This is a genomic window from Microvirga sp. 17 mud 1-3 (genome assembly GCF_003151255.1).
Lineage (GTDB): Bacteria > Pseudomonadota > Alphaproteobacteria > Rhizobiales > Beijerinckiaceae > Microvirga.
Map to the genome: position 1 here is coordinate 2304570 of NZ_CP029481.1, position 19563 is coordinate 2324132.

Here is a 19563-nt window from a genome sequence, read left to right on the forward strand (position 1 = left end):
CCATAAGGCTGCCTTATGCCAGGCATCTGCCTTTCGCTTTGTCAAGAATCGAGCCGAAGCGCATCGTGATCCAGTCGCCGGATGACGTTGCTCCGGCCTTCAGCAATCGGATGATCGCCATGAGATACCAGGACGTGCGCCGCTTGAGCGGCGTCGAGGGCGCTTGGCTGCGCCTGAAACTGTGGTTGAGGCCCGTTCTCAGCCCCCAGGCAGCTCCGCTCATCGATAACCTCAGCCACCTGTCGGATCATGACAGACGGGATATCGGGATCCCGGACCCTGTGCGCTACCTGGACTGGCGCAGCCTCAGAGATCGGGGGTCGATCTATTGATCACGAACTCAGCCGGCTCGGCTTCAAGTCTCCGCTCTGCTCGAGCAGGGAATAGGCCGTTGCAGCGATGTGGGCCTCGATGCGCTTCAGATCGCGGACGACGTCGAGTTGGAGCGCCGAGGTATCGCCGACCGACTTGCCGGAGCGTAGCTGCTCGAAGTGGCGTTGCGTGATGTCCCGTTCGAGATCGCGGAACCGCTCTTTCTCAGCCACGAGGCGCCGGGCCGAGCCGATATCCTGGAACATCAGGACCGAGGCCGCCAGCTGGAGGTGCTCCAGGAGCTTGGCGTGCATGTCGTTGATGTCCTTGAGGCCGTCCTTGGGAAGGCGCAGATGGTTCTTGATGCGCTTCGCCGCGAGCTCCATCAGGTTCTTGTCGACGATGTCGCCCACATGCTCCAGGTTGATCGCGAATGCGAGGATGTCCGAGAGGCGCCTCGCTTCCTCGTCGTTCAGGGCTTCGTGGTTGATGGAGCTGAGATAGCGCCGCACGGCGCTGTAGAGCCGGTCGACCACATCGTCCGTCCGGCTGATCTCGTTCACGCGAGCGATATCCCCCTCATGGAAGAGATCCTGCGAGCCCCGCAGCATGGTTTCGACGATATCGGCCATACGCAGGACCTCGCGGGCCGCGTTCGAGAGTGCCACCGAGGGTGTGTCGAGCGCATCCACGTCGAGATATTGCGGAACGCCGGGATCGGCGGAGCGGATCTTGGCCGGAAAGAGCTTGAGCAGAAGGCCCGCGATCCAGGGCAGCGGCAGGATGAAGACAGCGGCTAGGACCACATTGAACAGGGTGTGGAAATTCGCCGCCATTCGCGCCGGATTGGGGTCGATCAGGTTCATAGCCGACAGGATCGGGTCGATGAGCGGCAGCGCCACGACGCATCCGACAGCCCGGATCGCCAGATTGCCGAACGGCACCCTCAGCTTCACAGGATCCCCGCCTGTGCCCTCGAGGAGCGGATTGAGGGAGCTGCCGAGATTGGCCCCGAGCACCATGGCCATAGCCGAATGGGAATCGATGACCCCCGCCGAGGCCAGCGACATGATGAACAGCAGGGCTGCGACGCTGGAATGAGCCGCCCAGGCCAGCGCCGCCGCAAGCATGACCAGGATCAGCGGATCGGGCGCGATGGAGGCCAGGAGATCCTTGAGCACTACCGAGGATTCGATGGGCCGAATCGTCTCGGTGAGGAGGTGAAGCGACAGGAGCATCAGCCCGAGGCCGATGACGACGCGGCCGAGGTCCTTGGCGCGGCTGGACGATCCCCTCCGGTAGCCCATGTAGCCGCCGAAGATCAGGACCGGGAAAATCAGCGTGATGTCGAAGGACAGGACCTGGACAATGAGGGTCGTGCCCACATTCGCGCCGAGCATGACCGCAAGAGCCGGTACCAGATCGACCGAGCCGCCCGCCGAGAAGGACGATACCATCAGGGCCGTGGCCGTGCTGCTCTGGAGAACCGTGGTGACGCCAAGACCCGCCAGGAACGCCCTGAGGCGGGTTTTCAGGCCCACACCGAGGATCCACCGCAGATCGCTACCGAAAGCGCGCTGGACCCCGCTGTTGACCATGTTGATGCCCCACAGGAGCAGGGCAATCTCTCCCAGCAGATGGATCAGAACGGCAGTAGCGGACATTCATTCCTCAAGAGGTCAGGCAGATTTCGAATATTCTGCTTAGTCCCCTTGGTCTCGGACGGCAATCAGGTTGCCGGCTAATAATTTACCGGCAGCGGCATTTTTTGACGGAACCGCCGTCTCTCCCCTGCCCGCTCGAGCCTAGATCGGGGGAAGATTCAGCCATTGGGCCAGGGCCGAAACGATGAGATTCACCGAGAGCGCCGCCAGGATCACGCCCATGACGCGGCGCAGTACGTTGGTGCCCCCGCGCCCGATGATGCGGCCGATCCTGTCACCGAGCAGGAAGATGACGAGGAGAAGCCCCAGCACGACGGCGAGCACCGCGAAGGTCGTCATTTGCTGCGAGAGGGTGAAGCGATTGTTGTCGGTCAGAATGATGATCGACAGCATAGCCCCCGGGCCTGCAATGATCGGGGTTCCGAGGGGATAGACGGCAACGTTGAGCGCATTGTTCGGGGCCGAGGCTTGAACCGCAGCCGGCGACGACGGCTCTGACAACACCATCGACGTCGAGAATAGCAGCAGGATGATGCCGCCGGCGATCTGGAACGAAATCAGGGAAATCCCCATGGCGTGGAGCAGGTACTGGCCTGCAATGCCGAAGAACACCAGGATCAGAAATGCGAAGCCCACGCCCATCAGGGCCGAGCGCTGGCGCTCTTGCCGGTCGAGATCGGCCGTTGCGCCAAGAAAGAGCGGCAGATGGCTGATCGGATCGAGCATTGCCCAGAGCGTGATGAACTGAGTGAGCAGAAGGTTCTGGTCTTCGAGCATCGGGAAACCGTCAGGACGTGTGCCATGCCCATTCCGGACAAGAGTCCGGGACCGGCGGAGAAATCCCTCGGTGCCAGGAAAAAAGGCAGATCGCAAGCGTTCCCAGGACCGAATTGCCCGGGACGTGCTTTAGGCGCGGCGTTCGGGGGCCGCCAGAGGCAGGCCGAGCAGCGCGCGGCGTTTCAGCCAGGGCGAAGGACGGTAGCGCGGATCGCCGTAGAAGGCATGGCAGGCCTCCAGGATCGCCAGGATCCGCTTTGGACCAAGCTCGTCCCCGAACCGGAGGGATCCGCGCGGATAATTGAGCCCGAGCTCAGTCGCGATATCGATATCCTCCGGTGCTGCGATGCGCTGCTGCGCAATCTCGCAACCCACATTGACGATGCAGGCCACGATGCGCTGGGCGATGAAGCCGGGGCTGTCGTGGATCACCGTGATGGCGCTCCCGTCGGCGGCGAGCCATGAATGAGCGGCGCGCAGGCTTTCCGGCGCAGTCGCGGGCGAGTGCATCAGGGTGCGGCGGCGGTCGAGACCGAACAGGCAATCGACCGCGACGGCGCGGGTTGGATCGAGATGTTCCGCGAGCGCAGCGGTTGTCGTGTCCTCTCCGAACGGCGTCAGGAGGATGACGGCCTCGGGAGATGGTTTGGGGCCGCCCTCCACGCTGGCTCCCGCTTTCGTCAAACAGGCCCGCAGCGCGTCTGCGGCCTCCGGGTACCGGTCAGACACCCAGAGTGGCCTCGTCCGGTCCGGAGACGGCGGCGGGGCCTCCGGCGGCTTCTCGGCCATACCGTCCCGGTAGGTGTAAAACCCCTCTCCGGACTTGCGTCCGAACAGGCCCGCGGCCGCGCGGCGCGCCGTCATGACCACGGGCCGGTGGCGCGGCTCTTCGTAATACTGGTGGTAGATCGATTCCATCACCGTGTGGGAAACGTCGAGCCCCGTCAGGTCGAAGAACGCGAAGGGACCCATGCGGAAGCCCGCAGCCTCGGTCATCACCCGGTCGACGTCCGCTACGTCGGCGATACCCTCCGAGACGATCCGCAGGGCCTCCGTGCCGAAAGCGCGGCTTGCGTGGTTCACAAGGAAGCCCGGCGTATCCGTGGCCCGGACGGGCTTATGACCGATCCGGCGAGCAAGCCCCGTGAGGGCCGCAAGCACGCCCTCGTCCGTCCGCGCGCCGCCGATTACCTCGACGAGGCGCATGAGCGGCACCGGGTTGAAGAAATGGAAGCCGGCAACTCGCCCGGGAAGGCGCGCATTCGCGGCGATTGCCGTGACCGAGAGGGATGACGTGTTCGTCGCGAGGACGCAATCATCGGCGACAACACGTTCGAGCGCCGCCATGACCTCATGCTTGACGTCGAGTCGCTCTGCCACGGCCTCGATCACCAGGCGGCAGTCGGCAAAATCCGCGTAGGGCTCCTCGGCGCCGGGGCTCGCCCCGCCGATCCTCGCAATAGCAGCCTCAGCAGCCTCGGGGTCAGGGCCCCTTTTGCAGCCTTGCGGCGGATCATGTCGGCGCAGAAATTCCGCGCCTCGGTGATCGCCTCAGGGCGCATGTCCGCAATGAGCACCCGAATACCGGCTTCGGCCGCCACCTGCGCGATGCCCCTCCCCATGATTCCGGCACCGACGATGCCGATGGTCAGGTCAGGGCGAGAAGGATCGAAGGTCATGATCAGCGCCCCGAGAAAGCCGGAGGACGTTTTTCCAGGAACGCCCTCATGCCCTCCTTCTGGTCCGCCGTGCCGAACATGAGCCTGAACGCATTGCGCTCGAGGAGCAGAGCCGAATCCAGCGAAAGGTCGCCGCCCTGGAGCACCAGCTCCTTGATGGTCCGTGCCGCGATGGGCGGAAGCGCCGCGATCTGGCCCGCAAGGGCAAGCGCCCGGTCGAGCACCTCCCCGTCCGGCACGACCTCGCTCACGAGCCCCATCGCCTCCGCGTCCCGGGCGGAGACGAAGTCCCCGGTCAGGAGGATCTTCATGGCCTTGAACTTGCCGACCGCCCGCACGAGGCGCTGGGTGCCGCCGGCGCCCGGGATGATCCCGACCTTGATCTCCGGCTGGCCGAAACGGGCACCCTCCCCGGCCACGATGATGTCCGCATGCATGGCGAGTTCGCACCCGCCACCGAGGGCGTAACCGTTCACGGCGGCGATCAACGGCTTGGGGAACTCCTTGAGCACCTTCCAGGCCCGGTCCCCGGGCCGGTTCATCATATCGATGGGCTCGGCCTCCGCCATGGCCTTGATGTCGGCCCCGGCTGCGAAGACCTTGTCGGTCCCGGCCAGGACGGCACAGCGCACTGAATCGTCCGCCGCGATTTCTGCGAAAATTTCTGCCAGACGCTCACGGATCGCACCGTTCAGGGCGTTCCGCGCCTCCGGTCGGTCGATGCGAACGAGCGCGACGTTCCCCGGGCGGCACTCCAGAGTGACTTCCATCCGGATTTCTCCTTGGCGGTACACAGAATCAGGCGCTCTTGGGAACGACTGCCGTCGCCTCGATTTCGACCCGGGCCTCCCTCTCGACCAAGCGCACCACCTGCACAAGGGCCATGGCGGGATAATGGGCGCCGAAAACTTCCCGGTAGGCTCGCCCCAGATCGCGCAGATGGGTGAGGTAGTCGTCGATGTCGACGACATACCAGGTAAGCCGCATCAGATGCTGCGGCCCGGCCCCGCCCTCCTCAAGGATGGCCCGGATGTTGAGAAGCGTCTGGCGCACCTGGGCGACGAGCCCTTCCGGGAAGACGCCGTTCTCGTCCCAGCCGACGACGCCGCCCGTGACGAGGAGCCGGCCCTCGGCCATCATGCCGTTGGAATATCCCTTCGGAACGGGCCAGTTCTTCGGGTGCAGGATTTCGGGGACGTCGGAACGGTCGGACGGAGCCGTCGCGCTCATAGCGTGTTTCACTGGCAGCTCTCCCAATAGCGCTCCAGCGCCGCGCGCAGATCGTCGGGCAGCGGAATCGAGCGGTGGATGTCGAGGGACGTGGTGACCATGACGAAACGTGCGGTGAGGACTGCCTCTCCGTCGCGGCTCGCATGGATGTGGAAGGTGAGCGAGGAGCGGCCGATCCGCTCCACGGTGACGGCGCAGGATAGGCGGTCTCCCATGAAGCCGGGCGTCGCGAACTCGGCCCCGGCGCTCACGAAACCGAGCCCGGTGCGCCTGCGGCCGATCATGTCGTGATAGTCGATCCCGAGCGCCTCGGCGAACCAGTCCTCGACCACCCCGTTGAGCATGTCGAAATACCGGGCGAAGTAGACGATGCCGGCCGGGTCGCAATGGGAGAAGCGGACCAGAACCTCCGTGCGCCAGGCGCGCGCAGACGGCTCCGACGCGACGGGCGCGGCGGAGCCCTGCTCCTTCGGCATGGTCATAACAGGGTCATTCATGCCGGGGCCCTATGAGCAGGCGCGGCTGCGGCCAGGAGCTTCAGCATCTCGCGGGCGATGACGACCTTCTGGACCTCCGTCGCCCCCTCGTAGATGCGAAGCGCGCGGATGTCGCGATAGAGCTCCTCCACCTTCTCGCCCTTGCGCACGCCGGCACCGCCGAAGATCTGCACGGCCTTGTCGATGACGCTCTGCGCAGCCTCGGTGGCGTGCATCTTGGCGATCGCGGCCTCCCGGGTGACGCGCAGTGCTCCATGGTCCTTGGTCCAGGCCGCGCGATAGACGGCAAGCGCGGAGGTGTCCACCAGGGTCGCCATGTCGGCGAGGGCCGCCTGGGTCATCTGAAGGTCCGCCAGGGGAGCCCCGAAGAGCTTGCGCGATGCGGCGTGGCGGAGCGATTCATCCATGGCACGGCGCGCAAAGCCAAGCGCCGCCGCCCCGACCGTGGAGCGGAACACGTCCAGGGTCGCCATCGCAACCTTGAACCCCTCGCCAGGTCCGCCGATGCGGTGGCTGACCGGGATCCGGCACCCCTCGAAGCGGAGGGTCGCGAGCGGGTGCGGAGCGATCACCTCGATGCGTTCCTGGATCGTAAGGCCGGGCGTATCCGCATCGACCATGAAGGCCGACAGGCCCTTGGCGCCCGGCGCCTCGCCCGTGCGGGCGAAAACCACGTAATGGTCCGCGATGCCGCCATTAGAGATCCAGGTCTTCACACCGTCGATCCGCACATGGCCTGGGCCGTCCACCCGGGCGGTCGTAGCCATGGCAGCCACATCCGAACCCGCCTCGGGCTCCGAGAGCGCAAAGGCGGCGATCGCCTCCCCGCGGGCAACACGCGGAAGATAGAGGCCCTTCAGGCCCTCCGACCCGAACAGGGTCACGGCGCCGGTTCCGAGCCCCTGCATCGCGAAGGCGAAATCCGCAAGGCCATCCCTGTAGGCCAGGGTCTCGCGGGCAAGGCACAGGAGGCGCACGTCGAACGTGGTGCCGATCCCACCATATTCCTGCGGAACGACGGCCTTGAGCCAGCCATCCTCGCCGAGCCTGCGCACGAGGGCGCGGCAGGAGCCGTCCACGTCCTCATGGTCGATGGATTCCTCGATGGCCGTGTCGGCCCATTCGCCGAGCGCGTGCGCGAAGCGCCTGTGGCGCTCCTCGAAGAATGGCCAGGAGAGGAAGCTCTGATCGATCACGTCAATCTCCCTGGAACACTGGCTTCTCCTTCGCGGCGAAGGCGCGGTAGGCGCGGGCGAAGTCTTCCGTCGTCATGCACAGGGCCTGGGCAACGGCCTCGGCCTCGATGGCCTCCTCGACGGACATCGCCCACTCCATGGCGAGCATCCGCTTCGTCATGGTGTTTGCATAGGTCGGCCCGGTGCCGATGACACGGGCGAGTTCCGCGGCCTGTGCGAGAAGATCCTCGGCCGGAACGATGCGGCTGAAGAAACCCCAGCGCTCCCCTTCCTCAGCGCTCATGAAGCGGCCCGTATAGAGCAGCTCGGAGGCACGGCCCTGGCCGATGATCCTCGGCAGGATCGCACAGGCGCCCATATCGCAGCCGGCGAGCCCCACCTTGTTGAACAGGAACGCGACCTTCGCTTTCGGAGCAGCGAGTCGCAGGTCTGAGGCCATCGCCACGATGGCCCCTGCGCCGGCGCAGATCCCGTCCACGGCGGCGACGATCGGCTGGGGCGCGGCCCGCATGGCCTTGACCAGCTCCCCGGTCATGCGCGTGAAGGCCGTCAAGCCCTTGGTGTCCATCTCGACCAGCGGACCGATGATCTCGAACACGTCGCCACCGGACGAGAAATTCCCGCCCGCCCCCGTCATTACCACGGCCTTGACCGCATCGTCCTTCGCGCAGGCATGGAAGAAATCCGTCAGTTCCCGATAGCTCTCGAAGGTGAGCGGGTTCTTCTTCTCCGGGCGGTTGAGGGTCACGGTCGCAACCGGCCCTTCGACGGAGAGGACGAAATGCTGCGGGCGATACTCGGCCAGCGGAAGCGTGACCGGGTTGGCGTAATGCGTCACGGCGTGCCTCCGGACATGGCGCGGCGGGCGGAAATCTTGGTCTTGGCGAGAAGGCGCATGAGGTCGTGCTGCTCCTTTTGCGTGAGATCGCCGAAAATCTCGGCGATCCAGGCTTCGTGCGCGGCCGCCATGAGGCGGAACTCGTCCTGCCCGGCTGGCGTGAGGCGGATGATCTGCGCCCGTCGGTCGAGCTCGGAGACCCGGCGGTCCAGATGGCCGGAGGCGACGAGCCTGTCGACGAGGCCCGTGAGGTTGCCGTTCGAGACCATCATGCGCCGGGAGAGGTCGGACAGGGTCATCCCGTCCGGAGCCTTGTCGAGCTGCGCCATCAGGTCGAACCGCGGGAGAGTGACGTCGAAGCGCTCCCGCAGGCGGCGGCGCACCTCGGCCTCGATCAGGGTGGAGCAAGTCAGGAGGCGCAGCCAGAGCCTGAGTTCGTCCCGGTGGTCCTCGGGCATCTCGACCGCCTTCGTCTCGGCGTCGAGGGGAATGGCCTGATCGCTCATGTCAGATCTCTCCTCCGGCGACCACGATGGCCTGTCCGGTCACCGAGCGTGCATTGCCGCCACAGAGCCAGAGCACCGCGTCGGCGACCTCTCGCGGGTCGATCAGACGTCCCTGAGGGTTGTGCTTCACGAACTCGCTCAAGGCCTCCTCGCGGCTGCGGCCGGTCTTCTGGACGATCCGGTCGAGGCTCTCGGCGACGAGGTCCGTATCCGTGAAGCCTGGGCAGACGGCGTTCACCGTGACGCCGGTGCGCACGGTCTCGGCCGCGAGGGACCGCACCAGCCCGACGACGGCGTGCTTGGCGGCGCAATAGGCCGTGACATAGGGGTAGCCTTTCAGGCCGGCCGTGGACGCGACCGCCACGATGCGCCCGAAGCCGTGCTCGATCATCGGACCGAGCACCGCCTGGGCCGCGTAGGCGACGCCGAGGAGGTTCACGTCGAGCATCCGGCGGAAAACGTCCGGGCCCGATTTCAGGAACGGCGCGGAGGCGGCCGTGCCCGCATTGGCAATCAGGAGCTGAATCGGCCCGCGTTGCGCGGCCGCCTGGTCGACGGCGGCCTGGACAGCCGCAGGATCGGTCACATCGGCAACCGCGAAACCATGGGCGGCGCCTTCGCCCACCGCAGCTTCCAGCGCGGCGCGATCACGCCCGGTCACGGTCACGGTCGCGCCGGCCTGCATCAGGGCCTCGGCGATGGCCCGCCCGATACCGCGGCCCCCGCCTGTTACGAGGGCATGGCGCCCCTGGAGATCCATCCCGCTCATCTCATTCTGCGGCGAGAGACGCTTCCCCCGCCTCCATCTTCAGCTCGGCCCGCGTCCTCGGCCGGGCACGGATCTTGAGATCCTCGAAATCCTGGCGATCGCGAACGGTGTTACGGAAAATCTGGTCCTTACCCGGAAGGTATTGCGGCGGGCAATGGATATCGCGCGCGCCGTACCAAGCGGCGGCCTTCATGGTGAAGAACGGATCCACGAGATGCGGACGTCCGAGGGCGACCAGATCGGAGCGGCCCGCCGCCAGGATCGTGTTGACCTGGTCGGCCGTGGTGATGTTGCCGACGCACATGGTCGCGACCCGCGCCTCGTTGCGCACCTGGTCGGCGAAGGGAGTCTGGAACATGCGCCCGTAGATCGGCCGCGCCTCCTGCACCGTCTGGCCCGTCGAGACGTCCACGAGATCGACTCCGTGTTCCGCAAAGGCACGAGCGACCTCCACGGCGTCGTCGCCGGTCACGCCGCCCTCTGCCCAGTCGGTCGCCGAGATGCGCACCGACATCGGCTTGTGGGCAGGCCAGACCTCGCGCATGGCGTCGAAAATCTCGAGCGGGAAACGCAGGCGGTTCTCCAGGGAGCCGCCGTATTCATCCGTGCGCCGGTTGGTCAGGGGGGAGATGAAGCTCGCCAGGAGGTAGCCATGAGCGCAATGCAGCTCGAGCATGTCGAAGCCGGCCCGGTCGCCGCGTTCGGCAGCCGAGACGAAGTGGCTCTTGATCTCGTCCATATCGGCGCGGCTGAGTTCGCGCGGCACCTGGCTGTCCGGGAAATATGGGATGGGCGAGGCGGAGCAGATGTCCCAGGCACCCTCCTCCAGCGGCCGGTCGATTCCCTCCCACATGAGCTTGGTCGCGCCCTTGCGTCCCGCGTGGCCGAGCTGGAGGCAGATCTTCGCGGCGGAGTTTCCGTGGACGAAATCGACGACGCGCTTCCAGGCCGTCTCCTGCGCGTCGTTCCACATGCCTGTGCAGCCGAGCGTGATGCGCGCCTCCGGCGACACGCAGGTCATCTCGGTAAAGATCAGGCCGGCCCCGCCCGTTGCCCGCGATCCGTAATGAACCAGATGCCAGTCGCCCGGAACGCCGTCCTTTGCCGAGTACATGTCCATAGGCGACATCACGACCCGGTTTGCGAGGGTCATGTCGCGCAGGCGGAAGGGCTGGAACATGGGCGCGGCGGGCTCTTCGACAGACACGTCGAATCCTGCCTTACGGACCTGACGGGCGAACATCCGGTCCACATCGGCGACGAAGTCCGGCGCGCGCAGGCGCAGGTTGTCGTAGGTGATCGCCTTCGAGCGCGTCATGACGCCGAAGGAGAACTGCACCGGGTCAAAATCTAGGAATCGAGCCACGTGCTCGAACCAGACGAGGGACACGTCGGCGGCGTGCTGGGTCTTCTCGACCTCCTCCCGCCGTCCCGTCTCGTAGAGGCCCAGCGCCCCCGTGACCGTCGGGTCGCGGCGAAACGCTTCATAGAGTGCGATTGCGTCCTCCATGGCGAGCTTGGTGCCCGAGCCGATGGAGAAATGCGCCGATGCCTTGGCGTCGCCGAGCAGAACCATGTTGCCTCGGACCCAGTGCTTGTTCCGGATCATCGGGAAATTGCGCCAGATCGAGCGGTTGGTGAGGATCTTGTGCCCGCCCAGGAACCAGCCGAACACCTGTTCCATCAGGGCGGCGGACTCGGCCTCGCTCTTCTGCCCAAGGCCGGCGCGCTCGAAGGTATCGGGATCGGTCTCGAAGACCCAGGTCGAGCGGTTCGCCTCGTACTGGTAGGCGTGGGCGATAAACGGACCCCACTCGGTTTCCTGGAAGATGAACGTGAAGGCATCCAGCGGCTTCGTTGAGCCCATCCAGGTGAACTTGTTGGGCCGCAGGTCCGTCTCGGGTTGGAAATGGTCCGCGTAGCGCTCCCGGAAGCGGCTGTTGATGCCATCCGCGACCACCACGAGGTCCGCGTCCGCGAAGAGGCTCTCGTCATCCACGTCGGCCTGATAGCGCAGGTTCACGCCGAGCTCCGCGGCACGGTCCTGCAGGATCAGCAGGAGAGTGCGTCGCGAACAGCCGCAAAAGCCATTGCCGCCAATACGATGCTCTGTTCCCTTGAAGTGAATTGCGATGTCGTCCCAATAGGCGAATTCGCGGGTGATGCGCTCGTAGCTCGGCCGGTCGTACTTCTCGAAATTGTCCAGAGTCGCGTCCGAGAACACGACCCCGAAGCCGAAGGTGTCATCGGCGCGGTTGCGCTCGTAGACCGTCACCTCCGCCTGCGGCTGGTGCTTCTTCATCAGGATCGCGAAATAAAGACCGGCCGGGCCGCCGCCGACGATTGCCGTTTTCATGAGAGCCACATCCGAGAGTGAACTGAATTTATTTTAAGCTTAAAGTAATTTCCGATCAAGCGGCCGAAGCCTGGCTGCCGGACGCGCCCGTCGAGCTCTCCGCTCCCTGGGCGGTTTCGGCAAAATGGCGCAGGGCGAAGCGCTGCAGCTTGCCGGTCTGGGTCCGGGGCAGCTTTTCCATATACTCGATGGCTCTGGGATACTTGTATGGGGCGATCTCGGCCTTCACGTGATCCTGGAGCTGCTTCGTCAGTTCGGGGCTCGGCGTATAGCCTTCCCGCAGCACCACATAGGCCTTCACGATCATTCCCCGGCCGTCGTCCGGCGCGCCGACGACACCGCATTCGGCCACGGCCGGATGGGTCAGGAGGGCAGCCTCCACCTCCGGGCCGGCGATATTGTAGCCCGACGAGACGATCATGTCGTCGGAGCGGGCCTGGTACCAGAAGTAGCCGTCCTCATCCATGAGGTAGGTGTCGCCGCTGATATTCCAGCCATTCTGGACGTACTTTCGCTGCCGCTCGTCCGCAAGATAGCGGCAGCCGGTCGGGCCGCGCATGGCGAGGCGGCCGATGGAGCCGGGCGGAAGATCGCGACCCTCTTCGTCCACGATCTTCGCCTCGTATCCAGGCACGGGCTTGCCGGTGGAGCCTGGACGAATCTCTTCCTCGCGCGCCGCGATGAAGATGTGGAGCATCTCGGTCGCGCCAATGCCGTCCATGAGGTTGATTCCGGTCGCGGCCTTCCAGGCGTTGAAGGTGTCTTTCGGAAGGGGTTCGCCCGCGGAAACGCATTTGCGCAGGCTGGAAATGTCGTGGTCCTTCAGCTTCGGGAGCATGGCGCGATAAGCCGTCGGCGCCGTGAAGCAGATCGTTGCCCGGTATTGCGCGATGGCCGGCAACAGGTCGTCGGGACCCGCCTTCTCCAGGAGCACCGTGGAAGCGCCGATCCGCATGGGAAACAGCACGATGCCGCCGAGCCCGAACGTGAAGGCGAGCGGCGGCGAGCCGATGAAACGGTCGGTCTGCTCGGCGCGCAGGACATTTCCCGCATACGCGTCGCACACTGCCAGCATGTCCCGGTGGAAATGCATGGTCCCTTTCGGCTCGCCCGTCGTTCCGGACGTGAACCCGATGAGGCAGACATCGTCGGCCGCCGTATCGACGGCCTTAAAGTCAGGTGAGGCTTCCGCCAGGAGCGCCTCCAGCCCGTCGGCCGCACCGGAGCCCCAATAGACGACGTGCCGAAGGTCAGGCGCCAATGCCCTCGCCTTCTCCATCTCGTCGGCCAGCCGATGGTCGCAGAACGCGATGGCTATCTTCGCCTTGTTGAGCGGATAGGCGATCTCCTTGGCGCGCAGGAGCGGCATGGTCGCAACCACGACTCCGCCCGCCTTGAGCACCGCCAGATAGAGCGCCACCATCATGGGATTGTTGGCGGAGCGGAGAAGCACCCGGTTGCCGGGCACGAAGCCCAGCTTGTCGACGAGCAGATTGCAGATCCGGTTCACCCGCCCCTGCAGCTCCTGATAGGTGAGCGTCTCGGATGGACTGACGAGGCAGGGCTCGTGGCCCCTGCCCTCGTCCACCCAGCGATCCAGGAAGGCGGCCGCACAGTTCAGACGCTCCGGATAGCGAAGCTCGGGCCGGTCGTGACGGAAGACCGGCCATTGCTCCTGAGGTGGAAGGTTGTCTCTCGCGAAAGTGTCGACATGGGCCGTGTGCGCCATCGTCCGTTCCTCTGTCCGTTCGGTCGGGCGGCGTCGTTGGATGCGCCTGCCTCGGCGGAACAATCCGCTTGAAGAATTCCTAAAATTATTTAAAGCTTCAAATAATGCTTGGCAATCCCGAACGGAAGCTCCGGCCTATCGGCACCGTCGAAAAGGAGTGTTCGGCCGGCTCGATTTGGGGCAGATTACAGCCGAGCAGGGATGGGATCGCCTTTCGCCCCACCCGGAAAAAACACGCAGCGCGGCACACCGTGCGCAGGGAACAGTCACTCGGGAGTCAATGATGAATCTGACAATCAAAAGCCTTGGTCTTGCGGCCGCCTTCGGCCTCGCGGCATCGCCGACCATGGCGCAGGAGAAGCTGAAGATCGGCCTGCTTCTGACCCTTTCGGGTCCCTCGGCCGTACTGGGCCAGCAGGCCCGCGACGGCTTCCAGCTCGCCATGAAGGACCTCGGCGGCAAGCTCGGCGGCCGCGAGGCGGAAGTGATCATTGTCGACGACGAGCTGAAGCCCGACGTCGCCGTGACCAAGGTCAAGGGCCTGCTCGAGCGCGACAAGGTCGATTTCGTGGTCGGCCCCATCTTCTCGAACGTGGCCGTGGCGGTCCACAAGCCGATCGTCGATTCCAAGACCTTCTACATCAGCACCAATGCCGGCCCGTCCAACCTCGCGGGCAAGAGCTGCAACCCGTATTTCTTTGCGACCTCCTATCAGAACGACCAGAACCACGAGGTTCTCGGCAAGGTTGCCCAGGACCGCGGCTACAAGAAGGTCTATCTGCTGGCGCCCAACTATCAGGCTGGCAAGGACGCGCTGGCGGGCTTCAAGCGGCACTACAAGGGCGAGATCGTCGAGGAATCCTACGTTCCTCTCAACACCCTCGACTTCCAGTCGGAGCTCGCGAAGATCGCTTCCATGAAGCCCGACGCGATCTTCACCTTCATGCCGGGCGGCATGGGCGTGAACCTGGTCAAGCAGTACCGCGCTGCAGGCCTTGCCGACCGCATCCCGTTCCTGTCCGCCTTCACGGTGGACGAATCGGCCCTCCCCGCCCAGCAGGATGCGGCGGTCGGCATGTATGGCGGATCCAACTGGGCGCCGAACCTGGACACGCCTGAAAACAAGAAGTTCGTGAAGGACTACGAGGCCGCCTATAACAGCGTGCCGGGCTCCTATTCCATGCACGCCTATGATGCGGCCCTTCTGATCGACAGCGCCCTGAAGGCGACCGGCGGCAAGACCGACGACAAGGACGCCCTGCGCGCCGCCATCAAGAAGGCGGACTTCAAGTCTCTGCGCGGCGACTTCAAGTTCGGCTCGAACGGCTTCCCGATCCAGGACTTCTATCTGGTGAAGGTCGCCAAGCGTCCGGACGGCAAGTTCCAGACCGAGATCGAAGAGAAGGTGTTCGACGACTACACGGACGCCTATGCGAAGGAATGCGCGGCGACGAACTGATCAGCCGTCCTGTTCCCCACCCCGTCCCGGGTCAAGCCGGGACGGGACCGTCACATCGCGACGGGAGCGACCGGTCCGGATGGGCCGTGCAGCGCCTGAACGGTCTCGCCCGCCGTCGCCCATGAAGCGCCGATGACAGCGACACTCTTTCTTATCCAGACCTTGAACGGCCTTCAGTTCGGGCTCATCCTGTTCCTCATCGCCGCGGGCCTCACGCTCGTCTTCGGCGTCATGGATTTCATCAACCTGGCCCACGGGGTCCAGTACATGGTCGGCGCCTATCTGGTCGCGGCCTTCAGCGCCTGGACGGGCAATTTCGGCTTGGCGCTGCTCCTGGCGCTGCCGACCGCCCTCGCGTTCGGCCTGCTGCTGGAAGTCCTCGTTTTCCGCCACCTCTACGACCGGGACCATCTGGACCAGGTGCTCGCCACCTTCGGGGTCATCGTCTTTCTGAACCAGGCCGTGAAGTTCGTGTGGGGCGCTGCGCCTCTCAACGTTCCGGTTCCGGAGATTCTGTCCGGCTCCATCGAGATCGCCGACGGGCTGCTCTACCCAGTCTATCGGATCGCCATCATCCTGGCAGGCCTCGCGGTAGCCGGACTGCTCTATATCCTCGTCAGTCACACCCGAGTCGGCATGCTGGTGCGCGCCGGCGCCACCAACCCGCAGATGGTCTCGGCCCTTGGGGTCAACATCCGGCGCCTGTTCATGGTGGTGTTCGGTTTCGGCGCCATGCTGGCCGGCTTCGCGGGCGCCATGGTGGCGCCGATCCTCTCGGTCGAGCCCGGAATGGGCGACAACATCCTCATCCTGGCCTTCGTGGTGATTGTGATCGGCGGAATCGGCTCGATCCGCGGCGCCTTCCTGGCCGCGATCCTCATCGGTCTCGTGGACACGGTGGGACGTTCCTTCGCGCCGAACCTGTTGAGGTTCTTCCTGGATCCGGCGACCGCCAGCCAGACCGGGCGGGCCATCGCGCCCATGCTGATCTATATCTTCATGGCCGCCATCCTGTTCTTCCGCCCTTCCGGGCTGTTTCCCGCCAAGCGCTAGGGTGTAAGCCATGACGGACCTCGCCCAGACGCGCCCTGCCCCCTTCGCCACCCGCTCGCCGCGGATCGAGCCGATTCCCCTCATCCTCTTCGCCGTCTTCGCCGCGACACCCTTTTTGGCGCCTATGTCAGGGGCGGAGGGCTATGTCCTGTCCCTCCTCACGCGGGTGATGATCCTCGGCCTTGCGGCCATGTCCCTCGACTTGATCCTCGGTTACGGGGCCCTTGTCAGCTTCGGCCACGCGGCCTTCCTGGGCATCGGCGGCTACACGGTGGGAATCCTGGCGAGCAACGGGGCGGAAGACGCCCTCGTGCAGATCCCGGTCGCGCTGGCGGCCTCCGCTGTCTTTGCAGCGGTCACGGGAGCGATCTCGCTGCGGACGAAGGGCGTCTATTTCATCATGATCACCCTGGCCTTCGGCCAGATGCTGTTCTTCCTCGCGACTTCGCTGGCCTCCTATGGAGGCGACGACGGCATGACGCTTTCGTCCCGCAGCCTGGTCGCTGGCACTTCCTTCCTCAAAGACGACCGTGCCTTCTACGGTTTCACCCTGGCGTGCCTCTTCGGCACTTACGTCCTGTCCCGCGCCATCGTCGCGTCCCGCTTCGGGCGCGTCCTGCGCGGCTCGCGGGAGAACCCGGTCCGCATGGAGGCGATCGGCTTCCAACCGTTCCGCTACCAGCTGTTGGCCTACGTGATCAGCGGCATGATGGCGGGTCTTGCGGGTTTCCTCCTGGCCAATCAGGCGGAGTTCATTAGCCCGTCCTTCATGACCTGGCAGCGCTCGGGCGAGTTGATCTTCATGGTAGTCCTCGGTGGGCTCGGAAGCCTGCACGGCGCCATCATCGGGGCCGCCGCCTTCCTGCTCCTCGAAGAATTCCTGCCGGAGATCCTCCACGCTGCCGGAACGATGCTGAGTTCCGACCTCCAGTACCGACTGGTCGAGAACTGGAAGATGGTCTTCGGCCCGCTCCTGATCCTCATCGTGCTCTTTGCCCGCGGCGGGATCATGGGCCTTCTCGGGCGAGGTCGCCCGGACCGACAGGAGGGCTGAGACATGACCGAGCCGCTCCTCGAACTGCGCAACCTACGCAAGTCCTACGGCGCCCTCGTCGTCACTGACGACGTGAGCCTGTCCGTCCCGGCCGGAGAGGTCCATGCGATCATCGGCCCGAACGGGGCCGGCAAGACGACCCTGATTCACCAGATCTCGGGCCTGGCCTCGTCCGTCTCCGGCCAGATCCTGTTCGCCGGTCAGGACATCACCCGTCTGCCCATGCATGAGCGGGTAAAGCGCGGTCTGGCGCGCTCCTTCCAGATCACCTCCATTCTACCGGGCTTCAGCGCGCTGGAGAACGTGGCTCTCGCGGTTCAGGCCCGCTCCGGGTCGAGCTACCGCATGGTCGGGAATGCCGCGCGGGAGCGGCAGCTCAACGAGCCAGCCATGGAATGCCTGACCCTCGTCGGCCTTGGGCCGCGCGCCCTCGTTCCGGCGGGCCTCCTTTCCCATGGCGAGAAACGGCAGCTCGAACTCGCGATCGCGCTTGCGACAGAACCGAAGCTCTTGCTCCTTGACGAGCCGCTTGCCGGCACAGGCCACGATGAATCCCGGCGCGTCGTAGAGGTTCTGCAGCGTCTGCGCAGCCGTACGACGATCCTGCTCATCGAGCACGACATGGACGCGGTATTCTCCCTCGCGGATCGGATCAGCGTTCTCGTCTATGGACGCCTCATCGCCACGGACGTCCCGGAGAAGATCCGGACGAACCCCGAGGTTCGCTCGGCCTATCTCGGCGAGGAGGAGACGGTCTGATGCTGTTCGTCCGCAATCTCCAGGCGTCCTATGGCGCCGCACAGGTCCTGTTCGATGTCTCGCTCACCGTGCAGACGGGAGAGGTTGTGACCTTGCTCGGGCGCAACGGCATGGGCAAGACCACCACGATCCGCTCCATCATGGGACTTCTGCGTCCTCGCGGCGGTGAGGTGCATTTCGATGGCGCCGCCGTCACGGGCCTTGCGCCCTACCGGGTCGCAAAGACCGGCATCGGCCTCGTTCCCGAGGGGCGGCAGGTCTTCCCGACCCTCACGGTGGAAGAGAATCTTGTGGCCACCGCTTCGGCCCGGACGGGCTCCCGGCGCTGGACCTTGGATGCGGTCTACGAACTCTTCCCCCGCCTGAAGGAGCGGCGCCTTAATCTTGGCACCCAGCTTTCCGGCGGGGAGCAGCAGATGCTCGCCATCGGCCGCGCCCTGATGACGAACCCCAAGCTCCTGATCCTCGACGAGGCGACCGAGGGACTTGCGCCACTCATTCGCGCCGAGATCTGGGACTGCCTGAAACGCCTGCGCGGGGAGCGCCAGTCCATCCTGGTGATCGACAAGAACGTGAACGCCCTCGCGGCCTTCGCGGACCGTCATGTCATCCTGGAAAAGGGCCGGACCGTCTGGATGGGCACCAGCGCCGAGCTGATGGCCGACACATCCCTGAAGGACCGGTATTTGCACGTGTGAGGTAAGCGTCGTGGCTCTGGCGGATATCGACCTCGAGGTCGAGTACAACAACCGGGCACGGGTGCCTGACCATCCCATGCACATGGCCGGTTGGGAGCGGGATGCTGCCGCCTACCGCGCGATTGCCCACTGTGAGCTGGACGTGGCCTATGGGCCGGGCGAGCGGCACCGGCTCGACCTGTTCCACCCGCCGGGCGGGGATGCGGGCGGCCCGCTGATCGTGTTCATCCACGGTGGCTATTGGCAATCCTTCGACAAGTCTTCGTCGAGCCATCTGGCCCGCGGCGCCAACGAGCGGGGCTTCTCGGTGGCGGTGCCGAGCTACGACCTCGCGCCGCACATCACCCTGAGTGGCATCGTGGCCGAGATGGAGACGGCGGCCGATTTCCTCATGCACAGGACCGGACGACCTCTCGTGGTGACCGGGCACTCGGCCGGCGGACACCTGACAGCCTGTCTCATGGCGCGTAGCCCCAAGGCACTCAAGCGGCCCATCGTGGCCGGGATGCCGATCTCCGGCCTCTTCGACCTCGTGCCCCTCGTCTCGACCTCCGTCAACCGTGCGCTCGGCCTGAGCGTCGAAGAGGCCCGGCGCCTGAGCCCGATCTACGCGACGCCGCCCCTGGACAGCAGGGTGGTTGCCGTCGTCGGGGGAGCGGAAAGCGACGAGTACCGGCGACAGACGCGCGCCTTCGCAGAGCAATGGGGCGCCATGGATGCGTCGACGCGCGTCATCGAGGTGCCGGATGCGCACCATTTCGACGTCATTGCCGGTTTGGCCGATCCGGGCGATGTGCTGGTCGAGACGCTGGTGGAGCTCGCAGCCGGCACATGATTACCAAGGCCGAACACTCCGACATCAGTTGTCCATTGCACCGGCCGATCTCACCCACACGCTACCAGCGGAAAAGCGTTGATGCTGACCGTTGTCACGGCTTCCACATTATACAACCCTAGCGCGATTTCGTGCCTCGGTGTAGATTGTAC

At 65.2% G+C, this 19563-nt stretch carries 20 protein-coding genes; 7 read left to right on the plus strand and 13 right to left on the minus strand.

Annotation, left to right across the window (positions count from 1 at the left end; translation table 11 throughout):
• The first annotated feature begins 119 nt into the window (after positions 1-119).
• Positions 120-332, plus strand: coding sequence for a hypothetical protein (locus C4E04_RS10940; protein ID WP_162559357.1), 213 nt, complete (start codon positions 120-122; stop codon positions 330-332).
• On the opposite strand, the gene C4E04_RS10945 is transcribed toward C4E04_RS10940, so the two are convergent.
• The 13 genes from C4E04_RS10945 to C4E04_RS11000 all read right to left on the minus strand — a co-directional run bounded on the left by C4E04_RS10945 (position 333) and on the right by C4E04_RS11000 (position 13553).
• Positions 333-1976 (minus strand): Na/Pi cotransporter family protein, encoded by a 1644-nt coding sequence (locus C4E04_RS10945; RefSeq protein WP_109597502.1) that lies wholly within the window; start codon positions 1974-1976, stop codon positions 333-335.
• Between the two features lie 141 nt (positions 1977-2117).
• The gene (locus C4E04_RS10950) at positions 2118-2753 is read right to left on the minus strand and encodes a MarC family protein (RefSeq protein ID WP_109597503.1); all 636 of its coding nucleotides are present in this window, start codon (positions 2751-2753) and stop codon (positions 2118-2120) included.
• A 129-nt stretch (positions 2754-2882) separates the two neighbouring features.
• A complete protein-coding gene (locus C4E04_RS10955) occupies positions 2883-4133 on the minus strand; it encodes a 3-hydroxyacyl-CoA dehydrogenase (RefSeq protein ID WP_256385730.1) in 1251 nt (416 codons plus the stop codon).
• A gap of 8 nt (positions 4134-4141) precedes the next feature.
• Entirely contained in the window at positions 4142-4432 is a 291-nt protein-coding gene (locus C4E04_RS21575; protein ID WP_256385731.1) for a 3-hydroxyacyl-CoA dehydrogenase NAD-binding domain-containing protein, read from the minus strand.
• A 2-nt stretch (positions 4433-4434) separates the two neighbouring features.
• Positions 4435-5202 (minus strand): enoyl-CoA hydratase-related protein, encoded by a 768-nt coding sequence (locus C4E04_RS10960; RefSeq protein WP_109597504.1) that lies wholly within the window; start codon positions 5200-5202, stop codon positions 4435-4437.
• Positions 5203-5230: 28 nt separating this feature from the next.
• Complete coding sequence (locus C4E04_RS10965) at positions 5231-5662, minus strand: RidA family protein (RefSeq protein ID WP_109597505.1); 432 nt, start codon at positions 5660-5662, stop codon at positions 5231-5233.
• An 8-nt stretch (positions 5663-5670) separates the two neighbouring features.
• Positions 5671-6159, minus strand: coding sequence for a thioesterase family protein (locus C4E04_RS10970; RefSeq protein WP_210204562.1), 489 nt, complete (start codon positions 6157-6159; stop codon positions 5671-5673).
• Positions 6156-7355, minus strand: a complete 1200-nt coding sequence (locus tag C4E04_RS10975) for an acyl-CoA dehydrogenase family protein (protein ID WP_109597507.1) — start codon at positions 7353-7355, stop codon at positions 6156-6158. The genes C4E04_RS10970 and C4E04_RS10975 overlap by 4 nt, the downstream gene beginning before the upstream one ends.
• Position 7356: 1 nt before the next feature.
• Positions 7357-8193, minus strand: coding sequence for an enoyl-CoA hydratase family protein (locus C4E04_RS10980; RefSeq protein WP_109597508.1), 837 nt, complete (start codon positions 8191-8193; stop codon positions 7357-7359).
• Positions 8190-8699, minus strand: a complete 510-nt coding sequence (locus C4E04_RS10985) for a MarR family winged helix-turn-helix transcriptional regulator (protein ID WP_174219264.1) — start codon at positions 8697-8699, stop codon at positions 8190-8192. Before C4E04_RS10985 ends, C4E04_RS10980 begins: the two co-directional genes overlap by 4 nt.
• Position 8700: 1 nt before the next feature.
• A complete protein-coding gene (locus C4E04_RS10990) occupies positions 8701-9468 on the minus strand; it encodes an SDR family NAD(P)-dependent oxidoreductase (RefSeq protein WP_109597509.1) in 768 nt (255 codons plus the stop codon).
• Position 9469: 1 nt separating this feature from the next.
• Positions 9470-11824, minus strand: a complete 2355-nt coding sequence (locus C4E04_RS10995) for a bifunctional salicylyl-CoA 5-hydroxylase/oxidoreductase (RefSeq protein WP_109597510.1) — start codon at positions 11822-11824, stop codon at positions 9470-9472.
• A 55-nt stretch (positions 11825-11879) separates the two neighbouring features.
• Positions 11880-13553 (minus strand): benzoate-CoA ligase family protein, encoded by a 1674-nt coding sequence (locus tag C4E04_RS11000; protein WP_109597511.1) that lies wholly within the window; start codon positions 13551-13553, stop codon positions 11880-11882.
• A gap of 283 nt (positions 13554-13836) precedes the next feature.
• Between C4E04_RS11000 and C4E04_RS11005 the strand changes: the two genes are divergently transcribed.
• From C4E04_RS11005 to C4E04_RS11030, 6 genes are all read left to right on the plus strand, one after another.
• Positions 13837-15012, plus strand: a complete 1176-nt coding sequence (locus C4E04_RS11005; protein ID WP_109601022.1) for an ABC transporter substrate-binding protein — start codon at positions 13837-13839, stop codon at positions 15010-15012.
• Between the two features lie 132 nt (positions 15013-15144).
• Complete coding sequence (locus C4E04_RS11010) at positions 15145-16065, plus strand: branched-chain amino acid ABC transporter permease (RefSeq protein ID WP_109597513.1); 921 nt, start codon at positions 15145-15147, stop codon at positions 16063-16065.
• 10 nt (positions 16066-16075) lie between these two features.
• A complete protein-coding gene (locus C4E04_RS11015; RefSeq protein ID WP_109597514.1) occupies positions 16076-17119 on the plus strand; it encodes a branched-chain amino acid ABC transporter permease in 1044 nt (347 codons plus the stop codon).
• Between the two features lie 3 nt (positions 17120-17122).
• On the plus strand, positions 17123-17878 hold the full coding sequence (locus C4E04_RS11020) for an ABC transporter ATP-binding protein (RefSeq protein WP_109597515.1): 756 nt from the start codon (positions 17123-17125) through the stop codon (positions 17876-17878).
• The gene (locus C4E04_RS11025) at positions 17878-18576 is read left to right on the plus strand and encodes an ABC transporter ATP-binding protein (protein WP_109597516.1); all 699 of its coding nucleotides are present in this window, start codon (positions 17878-17880) and stop codon (positions 18574-18576) included. Before C4E04_RS11020 ends, C4E04_RS11025 begins: the two co-directional genes overlap by 1 nt.
• A 10-nt stretch (positions 18577-18586) precedes the next feature.
• Entirely contained in the window at positions 18587-19411 is an 825-nt protein-coding gene (locus C4E04_RS11030; protein WP_245416079.1) for an alpha/beta hydrolase, read from the plus strand.
• The last annotated feature ends 152 nt before the right edge of the window (positions 19412-19563 follow it).